Source organism: Methanospirillum stamsii, assembly GCF_003173335.1.
GTDB lineage: Archaea > Halobacteriota > Methanomicrobia > Methanomicrobiales > Methanospirillaceae > Methanospirillum > Methanospirillum stamsii.
In genome coordinates this window covers 117,524-128,833 of the sequence record NZ_QGMZ01000001.1, presented here as the reverse complement: position 1 = coordinate 128,833, position 11,310 = coordinate 117,524, and the positions used below count along the sequence as shown (strand labels likewise).

At 43.1% G+C, this 11,310-nt stretch carries 12 protein-coding genes; 6 read left to right on the top strand and 6 right to left on the bottom strand.

Going from position 1 to position 11,310, the window contains the following annotated elements:
- The first annotated feature begins 30 nt into the window (after nt 1-30).
- From DLD82_RS00575 to DLD82_RS00560, 5 genes are all read left to right on the top strand, one after another.
- Nucleotides 31-318, top strand: a complete 288-nt coding sequence (locus tag DLD82_RS00575; protein ID WP_109939156.1) for a UPF0158 family protein — start codon at nt 31-33, stop codon at nt 316-318.
- Nucleotides 319-398: 80 nt separating this feature from the next.
- On the top strand, nt 399-3,554 hold the full coding sequence (locus DLD82_RS00570; RefSeq protein WP_245920325.1) for a DEAD/DEAH box helicase: 3,156 nt from the start codon (nt 399-401) through the stop codon (nt 3,552-3,554).
- Entirely contained in the window at nt 3,551-4,435 is an 885-nt protein-coding gene (locus DLD82_RS00565) for an SWIM zinc finger family protein (protein ID WP_109939154.1), read from the top strand. Before DLD82_RS00570 ends, DLD82_RS00565 begins: the two co-directional genes overlap by 4 nt.
- A 174-nt stretch (nt 4,436-4,609) precedes the next feature.
- Nucleotides 4,610-4,747 carry a hypothetical protein gene (locus DLD82_RS18335; RefSeq protein ID WP_181391169.1) on the top strand — a complete coding sequence of 46 codons (138 nt, stop codon included), beginning with the start codon at nt 4,610-4,612 and terminating at the stop codon, nt 4,745-4,747.
- A 244-nt stretch (nt 4,748-4,991) separates the two neighbouring features.
- A complete protein-coding gene (locus DLD82_RS00560; protein WP_109939153.1) occupies nt 4,992-5,666 on the top strand; it encodes an IS1096 element passenger TnpR family protein in 675 nt (224 codons plus the stop codon).
- Between the two features lie 71 nt (nt 5,667-5,737).
- Here the strand turns inward: DLD82_RS00560 and DLD82_RS00555 are convergent, their stop codons facing one another.
- Nucleotides 5,738-7,522 (bottom strand): glycoside hydrolase family 3 protein, encoded by a 1,785-nt coding sequence (locus DLD82_RS00555; RefSeq protein ID WP_219968273.1) that lies wholly within the window; start codon nt 7,520-7,522, stop codon nt 5,738-5,740.
- A 310-nt stretch (nt 7,523-7,832) separates the two neighbouring features.
- The gene (locus tag DLD82_RS00550) at nt 7,833-8,084 is read right to left on the bottom strand and encodes a hypothetical protein (protein WP_109939151.1); all 252 of its coding nucleotides are present in this window, start codon (nt 8,082-8,084) and stop codon (nt 7,833-7,835) included.
- On the opposite strand from DLD82_RS00550, the gene DLD82_RS00545 reads away from it, so the two are divergent.
- The gene (locus DLD82_RS00545; protein ID WP_146199642.1) at nt 8,083-9,069 is read left to right on the top strand and encodes a hypothetical protein; all 987 of its coding nucleotides are present in this window, start codon (nt 8,083-8,085) and stop codon (nt 9,067-9,069) included. The genes DLD82_RS00550 and DLD82_RS00545 overlap by 2 nt on opposite strands.
- 12 nt (nt 9,070-9,081) lie before the next feature.
- On the opposite strand, the gene DLD82_RS00540 is transcribed toward DLD82_RS00545, so the two are convergent.
- From DLD82_RS00540 to DLD82_RS00525, 4 genes are all read right to left on the bottom strand, one after another.
- Nucleotides 9,082-9,255, bottom strand: a complete 174-nt coding sequence (locus tag DLD82_RS00540) for a type II toxin-antitoxin system RelE/ParE family toxin (RefSeq protein WP_109939149.1) — start codon at nt 9,253-9,255, stop codon at nt 9,082-9,084.
- Nucleotides 9,256-9,262: 7 nt separating this feature from the next.
- Nucleotides 9,263-9,544: a type II toxin-antitoxin system Phd/YefM family antitoxin gene (locus tag DLD82_RS00535; RefSeq protein WP_109939148.1), complete on the bottom strand. Its 282-nt coding sequence runs from the start codon at nt 9,542-9,544 to the stop codon at nt 9,263-9,265.
- An 83-nt stretch (nt 9,545-9,627) separates the two neighbouring features.
- On the bottom strand, nt 9,628-10,446 hold the full coding sequence (locus DLD82_RS00530; RefSeq protein ID WP_109939147.1) for an ATP-binding protein: 819 nt from the start codon (nt 10,444-10,446) through the stop codon (nt 9,628-9,630).
- 38 nt (nt 10,447-10,484) lie between these two features.
- Nucleotides 10,485-11,309, bottom strand: coding sequence for a 2Fe-2S iron-sulfur cluster-binding protein (locus DLD82_RS00525; protein WP_109939146.1), 825 nt, complete (start codon nt 11,307-11,309; stop codon nt 10,485-10,487).
- Nucleotide 11,310: the final 1 nt, after the last annotated feature.

The following is an 11,310-nucleotide window of genomic DNA, read 5'->3' as shown; positions in this document are numbered from 1 at the left end:
AAGAGGATCAATACCGTGATATAAGAATAGATTGATCATGACACCGGGAGATATGTATTGTTTCCAATCCGGACCAACTCACAGGATGGGTATACAAACATGGAACTCTTTATTGATGAGATAAAAGATCCGGTTATCCAAAACCTCGCTTCCCAGACCATCAAGGGTTCAGGAGCCTTTCGAAGATTCAAAGATTTTATCCGGGCATATCTAAATCTCGAACAAGAATGGTATACCTGGAAAGATGACCGGTCTCAAAGCAGAGCCTGGGATTGGCTGGAGGAAGAAGGATTAGTCCTGGTAAAAATTAAACCCTGAATTTTCACGTTATTCCATCTCATAACAATTCTATTATGAGAGCAGGAGGATACCTTGCTATACCAACTGAGGGCCAAGGTGTGAGTTACAAATCCCTATCACCAGTTCAATATAAGCATAAAGAAGAATCATCAATATCTTCACTCCCTGTTCTACATGCCCTGACAAATCCGGCGGTCAGAGAAGTTGCGCTATTTGCAGAATATATTACCGATAATCCGGAAGCGTTCCGGAAAAAACCAAAGAATGATCCGGACAAACCGGGTGAATATCCTCATGCCCTTGATCATCTCTCTTTAGAGACACTTATCCGTGAAAGTTTTGATACCACTGAAGAGTATAAGAAAACCAGGTGGATCCTTTACCTCCCTGTATCAGATAAGGTTCCTCCTTCATCGGTGTTCTTAACAAGCGGCAAAAATTCAAAAAAAGTTGAAAAATTACCTCTGGTTCCGGTGTATGTGCCTGTAATTCTATTTTCCTATGATTCATTCTTTGATCTCTGGAAAAATCACCAATCCGGACAGGACCGGTTTATCGCAGGTGATTCGTTTCATTATCTTACCGTTCTAACTGAAAGTGCCGTAAACCTTGTAAAAGGAGGAAAGTTCAAACCAACTAGTGACCGGACTTTCTATGGATATCATGCATCCTGGATTCCTGCACTCTCTCCTGAAGATTTCGCATGGGTAACTGAGATATCAGGTCGTATGCCAAAAGTATGCAGGTATTCTCTGCCTCGTCTCTCGAAAGAACCCTCGTTTCCAAAGCCGGGAGAAAGAGTCCAGAATGTGCTTTTGGAGATGATGCAGGTAATCATTCGTCGTGCTTTTACAAATTTTTCTTTGGATGAAGAGCAGGAACCACGGTATCAATCAGAACTGAACTGTTTGCGATTTATTTCGGACCTTACCGGATGTACCTATTCCGGACAGGAAACCGGGTATGATAGAAATTTTTCCCGTGAGTTAAGGGAATGGCTGACATATGCCCGTGTAGACAGGTTTCCAGAATTTCAATGCTGCATTCTTGTCAGAGATCCCCCGGAGGGAGAAACAGAACCCTGGGAGGTCAGTCTCTTTCTGATATCTGAGGTAGATTCATCCCTTATCATCCCTGCTGAAACAATATGGAATTTACCAAACGAACATGGAGGATTACTTCCGCCGGCGGCATATCTCCGGAATATGCTCATTGCAGGAATAGGCAAAGCAGCCGCATCTTCCTCGGTACTCTGGAAATATCTCTCCATCGAAAAACCCACCGGAGCCAAGTTAACCCTCACTGAAGCAGCAGAATTTTTAGGGTCAGACCTCGAAAAAATCCGCAGAAAAGGAGTAATTGTTCTTCTTCCTGCCTGGTGGACAGATAAAACATATACACCACGGCTTGAACTCCATGCCGGAAGGAAAAATCCTGGTTATCAGACCGGAATGCTGGGCTTTCATGAACTTTTATCATTTGATTACCGGATTGCAATCGGCGAAGAATCATATTCTTCGGAGGAATTCTGGGAAGCAGTGAAACTGAAAGCTCCCTTTGTCAGAATAGGTGGCAGATGGATAACTTTTGATACAGATGCAATACAGCGTGCTCTTGACTATTTTCATAAACGAACTACAAAAGGTGCGAATTCAACCGAAGATTTGCTTCGTCTCTCGCTGATTGGGATACAGGATCCGGATTTGTCAGTTTCAGTTCATGCTAAAGATGACTGGGTCGCAGACCTTTTGAATTTTATTAGAAATGACAGGAAAGAGCATTCATGTATTGTTCCAGACACCTTTCATGGAATTCTCCGGCCATATCAGGAGGAAGGCTTTTCTTTTTTGTTTAACTGCAACCGGAGAGGCTTTGGTGCCTGTCTGGCAGATGACATGGGGCTTGGAAAGACCCCCCAGACACTTGCCTGGCTACTCTATCTCCGGGAACTTGATCCCGGAATGAATACGGCACTTCTTGTCTGTCCTATGTCTGTTGTTGGAAATTGGGAACGTGAAATTAACCGGTTTGCTCCATCACTGAAGACATGGGTTCATCATGGAACTGACCGGTGCAAGGGAGATGAATTTGTCAGACTCATAAATTCATATGATCTGGTCCTGACAACCTATCACCTGGCAGCCCGGGATCTTGATCATGTAAGCCAGGTTACATGGTCTGCAATTATTCTTGACGAAGCACAAAATATCAAAAATCCCCATACAAACCAGACAAAAGCGGTTAAATCTCTCTCCGGGGAGAGGCGGGTTGCACTTACCGGCACTCCGGTAGAAAACCGGTTACTTGAACTATGGTCAATCATGGACTTTTTAAACCCCGGATATCTTGGAACAGAGCATGCGTTTACGTCCCGGTATATCCGGGCTATTGAGCAGGAAAAAGATCCTGAATTGACAAAAGAACTTCGCTCTCTTATCAGTCCTTTTATTTTACGGAGAATGAAGACTGACAAGAATGTTATCTCCGACCTTCCGGAAAAAATGGAGTCTCGGGAGTACTGTACTCTTACAAAGGAACAGGCAACCCTGTATCAGGCCGTAGTCGTGGAACTTGCAGAAAATGTCGATAAGGTAGAAGGTATTGCCCGGAGAGGAGCCATACTTGCTGCAATAACCCGCCTTAAACAGATATGTAATCATCCCGGACTTGTTACCGGGGATAACAAGAAAAAGTCAGATCGTTCCGGAAAGGTCCGGCGATTATTTGAGATGCTTGACGAGATTCTTGCAGAAGGAGATTCTACTCTCATTTTCAGTCAGTATGCAACTTTTGCACAGGAACTGGCGGAGATGATTAAAAAACACACCGGTGTTCCTGTTTTACTTCTTACCGGATCAGTAACGCGAAAAAATCGTGAACAACTGATAGATGAGTTTCAAAATACTGATGAACCATCCGTTTTTGTAATCTCACTAAAAGCTGGAGGGACTGGTCTCAATCTGACTCGTGCAACTCATGTATTTCATATTGACCGGTGGTGGAATCCGGCAGTGGAAGACCAGGCAACTGACCGGACGTACCGGATTGGTCAGAAAAGGAAAGTCCAGGTTCATCTCATGATTGCAGCCGGAACACTTGAAGAACGTATTGATGTGATGAATCAGGAAAAACGAACACTTGCCCGGGAAGTGCTGGCTCATGGAGATGAGTATCTGACAAATCTTTCAACACAGGAACTGCTGGAGATTGTTTCACTTCGTGATAGTGTTTTTTCCGATGAGGAGGATAAATGAGACGGAAAAACCGCTGGTGGATTAAAACCATCAATGATGTTCCTCCTGAAAGAAAACTTAAACTCAAAGCTCAGATTGAACCGGTAGGTAAAACATGGTGTTCACGGGAATTTATCCGGATAATGGAGTCTTCAGCTGAGAACAAAAGACTTTCAAAGGGGCTTTTATGTGCAAGGAAAAGAGAAGCATGCAGACTGATTATTGAGCCCGGACGGATTAAGATCGGTATCAGTTGTTCCGGATATACTATTCGTGACGTTGATTTTGTAGTATCTCAGTTAAAAGACGCAGAGTGGGTAAATCTGGTTAGAATCATCGCTGCAGATACGGCACTTAGCGGGGCATTGATCTCCGGAGAGTTATCAGAGACTTTTGTCCGGATATTACAAGATCACAAATTTTATTTTATTCCCTCAATCTCTACCGGTTTTTATGCCTATTGTAGTTGTGGTGATGTGAATAACTCCTGTATTCATGTCATCGCTGCATGTTACTTTATTGCAGAGGCCCTGGATGAAAATCCCTGGCTTCTTTTTTATATCCGGGGGAAAAGCAGGGAAGAGATAATCCAGGCGGTGAAAAAGATCCGTCCCGGATCTGATTTGCCAAAGATAAGTGTTCCTCAAACTGTGCAATCCGGGTTCCTTTCTTCAGGAATCACGATACCAAAAACAGAAAATCCTGTAGGATTTTTTACTTTTGAAGGAGATGGGCCGGTTGAGCCAGTTCAATGTAATGGTCAGGAGGTTATTCCGATAAGCCTGCTTGGGAAAGCTCCCTACTCGTATGGACAGAAAAACCTAGCAGATATAATCTCCGGACTGTATCCTCGTATTGTTTCATATGCCAATTCTGTTTGTAATAGTGATGAAAGAAAATGAGTAATATTGGTCTTTATATGTTCACTCCATTTTTCTGAATGGTTGAAGTCAATTCCGGATCAGGAAGTGATAGGTGAATCAGAGAAACTGATTTCATCTGATTCCATAACCCGAATATATTGTGAAGAGGGATAAAACCAAATACGATCAGCCTAAATCCTAGTGAGAAGTAATATGCCAACAAGTAAAAAACAACTGGTTAAGCTCAATAGAGAGAAAAAGGTTAAGGCAGAAGAACTTGCGAAGCAGGCGGCAGCAGGTAGTGATTCAGCTAAGAAAAAACTCAAAAAGCTCGAGAAAAAATTAAAGTAAACTGCTTTCCATTACTTAACTTTTTTTACTCTCCTATTTATGGTCAGAATTGCATCAATCTTGCGTCTCTCCATATTCAGCGGTTCAGTTCACCGTACTGAAAAAGTTTAGATATGAGCTTTTAAAGGACAATAGCAACGGGGAGCGATTTTCCGGGTTATGATGTCAGAGGTCGTGACGGCCAGGAGAATCAATGATAAGAAATCTCGAAAATTCAAATAACTTATCAGCCATATAATTTACTATGGCAAAACAGATCCCGACACCCGGAAGATGTTATCTCTGTGAGGAGCCATTAACGAAACGAACTTCTGCGACACATCTGAAGAAAAAACATGCGGTGACATCAGGTGAAGAACGGTTCATCATTCTGGTTGATACTCCTTATTCATCTCCCTATTGGATGATTCTTCTCGCAAAACCCAATGCAATCCTTGCAGATCTGGACGAGGCATTACGTGACATATGGGTAGAATGTTGTGGTCACCTTAGTGCTTTTACTATTGAGGGAATTGAATACCAGGCACCATCTTCAGATCCGGATGATTCATTTTACCCGACAAAATCTACAAAAGTAAAACTCGAGAAGGTTCTCTGTCCGGGGATGTTTTTTTCCTATGAGTATGATTTTGGCACTACAACTGAACTCAGGCTGAAAGTTGCCGATATTATTCTCTGGGAAAAGGATCCGAAAAAAATGCTCATGTTAGCCATGAACATTAAGCCGGAAATCGCCTGTTCTGAATGTGGAAAACCTGCGGTTTATCACTATCTTGAAAACGATGATGATACGGTCCTGTGTCTTGATTGCAGCTCTGACGAAGATCTTGATGAATGCTATCTGCTCCCGATATGTAATTCTCCCCGGACAGGTATGTGTGCATATGAAGGTGGGTCATATGATGAGGACCTGGAATAGTCTTTTTTTAAACAATTCATATGTCAGATTATCCAGCTGTATTATACCTCGACCGAATCCAAAAAAAGAATTTATTCAATGATTCCGGAGTTCATTGGATAAATTATGGTCCCATTTTCCTCTGAAATATCAACCGGAAGAGTGCCGGTTATTGGGATCTCACCAAATATTGCCCTGACTGCAGACCGGACATTCTGACCTCCGGTTCTTCCTGCATAGGTAGCAAAATACACCGGGATGTCCTGCATATACATGATATCATAAGGCTGGTTTAATGAAAGGCCTATTACCGGAAGATCATAGTCTCTGGCGAAGTCAAGTAAATCACGTGAAAACAGTGGGATGAAATAGTTATCAGTCCGTTGTGTTGCATTGGATGAACTTGTTCCAAGAATTATTAGTGAAGCATTCGTCACAGCAATTTTCTGGTCAGTTGAAAGATTTACCTGGTTCTGGTATGTAAATGAGAATATTTCCGGGGAATAACCCTGACGTTGTAAAGTTTCATTCACAGCCTCTGATGTTTCATTAGTAAATGAGGTTGTCGGAGAGAATATGATGATACTTCGGAGATTCTCTCCGGAAAGGGGGATGAGATTATTTTTGTCTGAAACGAGGGTGACGGTTTTATCTGCTTCCTCCTGTTCGACCATAAAGGCCTCTTCTCCCAGACATATCTTCTGTGCATATGCAATTCGTGAATCGTTATTCAAATCACTGGTATTGCCGGAACGTGAGAGATCAATAATTCCATATTTCTCTTTCATGGCAAGGATTCGTTTTACCGAATCATCTACTCTGGTCCGTATCTCCGGATCTGATTTATATGATGTAAGAACTGCAGTATATGCCTCAATAGCCGGGTCCGGGAAGAGGATGATATCTGCTCCGGCCCGGATGGCCCGCACTGCTGCATCTCCGGTTTTGAAATTATCTACGATGGCCTTCATCATCATGGCATCGGTGATGATAAGTCCGTCAAAAGAGAGTTCATCCCTGAGCAGTCCGGTAAGGATGGGTTTTGAAAGAGTTGCCGGAGTTTTGGCTTCTGTGCCGTCTTCGAGAATGTTGGTGGAATTATCATACGCCGGGAATATGATATGGGCGGTCATGATGGCATCCACTCCTGATCCAATGGCAGATTTGAACGGGACCAGTTCTACCTCGTTCATCCTGGCTTTTGTATGGTTCTCAAGTGGAAGTCCGAGATGGCTGTCGATATCAACGTCACCATGACCGGGAAAATGTTTTCCACTGCAGATGATTCCTGCATCATGCATTCCAGTGATGTATGCATCTCCAAGTGTTGAGACCAACTCCGGGTCAGCACCAAATGATCTGATCCCGATAACCGGGTTGTTCTGGTTTGTTTCAACATCAAGGACCGGAGCAAAGTTCATATTGATTCCTAGTGAAGAGATTTCATCCCCAATGGTCCGGGCAACTTCCCTGGTGGTTTCTGCCGACCGGCTGGCACCAAGGGCCATGTTTCCGGGCATCCGGGGACCAAAGGGAAGTCTGGTAATCTGTCCTCCTTCCTGGTCAATTGAAATGAATAACGGAACCTCTTCTCCGCTTTCAAGAAGTGATCCAGCATTCTGGAGATTATCGGTGAGAGTTACCAGTTGTTCTACTGAAGAGATGTCCCGTGCAAACAGGATAACTCCTCCGGGATGGACTTGGCTTAGCATTTCTTCTAATTCCGGAGTCATCTCCTGTGTTCCGTTTGAGGATCCGGATGATATTGCTGGCATGAAGAGTTGTCCTACTCTCTCTTCCGGGGTCATATTCTGGAATATTTGTTCTGTTTCGGGTGAAACCACTGATACGCCCAGTACCGGAGATAAAAAAACCATATAAAAAATGAGTGATATTATTCCTATCCAGGAGTGCCATTTCATGATAGAGAATAACCGGGGTAATAGATAATTGTGTATGTTTTTGGTAAGGTTTCAGAGATTTTGGAATAAAAGCGATAATAAGAGGAATTTTATTTTAAGCAATATTTGAATTTGAGGTAGATATTTTCTGTAAGTATTCGATAATGAAGAGCAAAAATTAGTAATATATATAACTTGTGGCTGCAATGCTCTATCTATGTGTTGTGATCTTTTGTCCGGCTTTTATTTTCATTTTTTAAAATCTGTAGTGCATTCATTGCTTTTTTTAGGAAATTTCCCTGATATGATGAATTAAGATCAGGATGATGGTTATCGGTGTTTTTTGAGGCACATTTATGATATCAAAAAAGATTACCGTGATTATTATTATGTTATTCCTGTTTGTGGGTATGACCATAAACGTAGCGACTGCCACGGATACTGGATCATCTTCACCAATTTCCACCAGTGTTTCATTAAACATACCAAAACCCTCGATACCTTCTTCACAAACACCAACTATTTCAAAACCCTCCATGGATAAGTCCGTTCCGGTAGTATCTCAGCCACTTGTGAGTGATCTTATTACAGATCCGGTTTCACCGACAATAACTGATACAAATCAGGTAACTGCTTTCAGCACAACTTCCGGACCATCAATTCAGGGAGTTTCGATATTTCCAAGTGACAATATCTGGAATGTTCCGATTGACACTCTTCCGGTCGATGATCGTTCGGTAGATTATATCCGGACTATGGGAGGAGAAGACCAGACGGTAAAACCACAATTTTATTCAGGATTCAAAAATGGTGTCCCCTGGGGAATACCCTATAATGTAGTATCAGGAGATCAGCCAAAGGTCGATGTCAGTATTCATTATTATACTGAAAGTGATTGTGGGCCATACCCGATCCCGGAAAACCCGCTCATTCAACAGGATCATGATTATCATATGCTCATTATTGACAAGGATAATGCAATCCTGTATGAACTCTATAAAGCAATTCAAAATCCTGACGGTACCTGGACCGCAGGAGCCGGAGCAGTCTACGATCTCTTAAGTAATACGCTCCGGCCGATCTGTTACACTTCGGCGGATGCTGCTGGTCTGCCCATTCTCCCGGGCCTTGTAAAATATGATGAAGTAGCTTCCGGAGAGATCAGACATGCTATTAGAACAACAGCAATATCAACACAGAAAGCCTTTGTCTGGCCGGCCAGACATTATGCTTCTGACATTACAAGTCCCGAATACCCGCCTATGGGACAGAGATTCAGATTGAAGTCATCATTTGATACCTCCGGTTATCCGGACCAGGCAAAAGTCATCATGGAGGCAATGAAGAAATACGGAGTCATTGTTGCTGATAATGCAGGTGGATCATGGGATTTATCTGGTACTCCGGATGAACGGTGGGATAATGAAGCATTAAAGACACTCCGGGATATCAAAGGGACGGATTTTGAAGCAGTCGATGTTTCTTCACTGATGATTAATCCGGATTCCGGCCAGACAAGCTAAGTTTCACCTGTTTTAACAGTCACTCTGACGAGTCTTTACCGGAATCTGTTGACACCGGAAAGGAAATTGCTCTAATGAAGAAATATGCTTTTCAAGGGTATGGATGAAGATTAGTGCTGCTTCTGGATCAGTCTGTTGGATGTATTCCCAGATATTTTCCAAATCAGTCTTTGTTGATTGAGTGATTTCAACATTAAATGTTTTTCAGACATTTGAACTCTTGGATAAAGGATTTAAACGGCCTGGTTTTATCCTGTTCAATATCTTCTTCAGCAGCTTTGAGTAATCCGGCAATAGTTCCTGCCTGGACTAATTTTTCGTATTGCTTTACATCAAGTAGTACTGAGTCGGCACGGCCGTTTACGGTAAGAAAAATTGGGCGGCCTGTTTTATGGATTTGGTCTAAAATTTCACGGGTATGATGTTTTAGATCTGTAATTGATCGAATGTCATCCGATGGAGAGATGAAGGACATAAGGTATCAAATATAATACCTCTCATGATATATGATTTCATCTCATTTAGAATTCCATTTAATCCACAATCTGAAATCGATTTTTAATTTCTCATCAGCCCATGCATCTCAAGCGTCATCTGGAGTTCCCTGACTCCGTCCACAAATTCAGACTGCTCGCTGAGCATGGGACGGACATCCGGATCATACATAATCATCATCTCATCATAGGGTATGAAGTATTTTCCTGAAAATAACTCTTCGAAGCCTGTTAATAACTGGTTCACTTTCCTGATATCACCCGGAGACCTGACCCGGTTTATGACAAGGTGAATATCCGGAATACCAAGTTCCCTGGCAAGTTCTGCGGCATGTTTCACGACCTGTAATGAATTAAATGTCGGGTCGGCAACCAGTATCGCCTGGTTAAATCCTTTTGCAAGTGCTCTTCCAAAATGCTCAACCCCTGCCTGGGTGTCCATCAGAATAATCTCTCCTTCCCGGAGGTTGATATGCCTCATGACTGCATCCAGAAGGGTGTTTTCCGGACAAAGACAACCGGTTGCAGCTTTTACCACCGTGCCCATCACCAGGATATTCACCCCGTCCGGACCTTTCATGCCAAATCTCTCCACTACGTCTGATACGTCCGGGTTTAGGGAGAGCATCAGGCCATACCCGGAATCAGGTCTTGCTCCCGTTTTTTCTTCAATGTAGTCAAGGTTCTTTGAGAGCGGAACAATTAATTCAGTATCTTCAGCAGGAACACCAAGAGCATAGGGAAGGTTCATCTGGGGATCTTCGTCCACTGCAAGGACTGAATATCCTCTTTGTGCAAAAAGATGAGAGAGGAGCGAGGTGATTGTGGTTTTACCGACTCCTCCTTTTCCGGTAATCACTACCCTGAATCCCTGTCCGCTCATCTATATTTGTCTCCAAGTAGTGGTTGAATCGTCAATCTTCATGCCTGACCTCCATTTGTTGGTATCTTCCGGATTTCTCTTAATGTAAAATATTTTCTCCTGCATTCAGGACACAGGTCTTTTATTTCTTCGATCAATCCGGATTCAGGTTTTGTCAGAACCTTTTCCATCAGCCGTTGTGGTGCAAAGGGTTTTCCACATTCCGGACAGATCATCAGGGGAACCGTGGTATCTGACCAGGATTGCATGACCCGGTTTGTTCCGATGTCTTCAAAAACGATTGCATTCGTGGGGCAAACTTTGGCACAGGCAGCACACCCTTCACAGTCCGGATTATGTTCATAAAACGGGGTGTTTATTACCGTGTATGGCCCCCGGTTAATGAAACTAATGGCACTCGCTCCCATTATCTCCTCACAGACCCGGACACAAAGCCCGCAAAGGATACATTTTCCCTGTAGAGGATCATCATGGACGATTTTTTTCAGGAACCGTGTTTTTGTGACACCATATTTTGCAGCCATCTCTTTGATGACTTCTGACTTTGGAGCCTCTGCCAGGTAGAGTTCGAAAAGCAGATTTCTATGTTTTATGATCTGCGGGGTGTCGGTAAGAATCTCAAGGCCGTTTTGGACACGAATCGTACATGCCGGAGTCATATCGGTCTTTCCACAGGTCACCACATCAACCATGCAGAGCCGGCAGGCTCCATAGGGTTCAAGGGCTTTTTCATAGCAGAGGTGAGGAATGTCAATACCAAGTCGATTAGCAGTGAGCAGGAATATTTCGCCCTCCTCTGCCAGGTACTGGTTTTTATTGATGGTTACCGTAACCATTCGTTTGCCATTTCCGAGCAGTGACATG

Bases quoted from the DNA above. Each gene is read 5' to 3' on its own strand.
- DLD82_RS00565 (WP_109939154.1), top strand. From the start codon at position 3,551: ATGAGACGGAAAAACCGCTGGTGGATTAAAACCATCAATGATGTTCCT.
- DLD82_RS18335 (WP_181391169.1), top strand. From the start codon at position 4,610: ATGCCAACAAGTAAAAAACAACTGGTTAAGCTCAATAGAGAGAAAAAG.
- DLD82_RS00560 (WP_109939153.1), top strand. From the start codon at position 4,992: ATGGCAAAACAGATCCCGACACCCGGAAGATGTTATCTCTGTGAGGAG.
- DLD82_RS00555 (WP_219968273.1), bottom strand. From the start codon at position 7,522: ATGGTTTTTTTATCTCCGGTACTGGGCGTATCAGTGGTTTCACCCGAA.
- DLD82_RS00545 (WP_146199642.1), top strand. From the start codon at position 8,083: ATGGATAAGTCCGTTCCGGTAGTATCTCAGCCACTTGTGAGTGATCTT.
- DLD82_RS00550 (WP_109939151.1), bottom strand. From the start codon at position 8,084: ATGGAGGGTTTTGAAATAGTTGGTGTTTGTGAAGAAGGTATCGAGGGT.
- DLD82_RS00535 (WP_109939148.1), bottom strand. From the start codon at position 9,544: ATGTCCTTCATCTCTCCATCGGATGACATTCGATCAATTACAGATCTA.
- DLD82_RS00530 (WP_109939147.1), bottom strand. From the start codon at position 10,446: ATGAGCGGACAGGGATTCAGGGTAGTGATTACCGGAAAAGGAGGAGTC.
- DLD82_RS00525 (WP_109939146.1), bottom strand. From the start codon at position 11,309: ATGTCACTGCTCGGAAATGGCAAACGAATGGTTACGGTAACCATCAAT.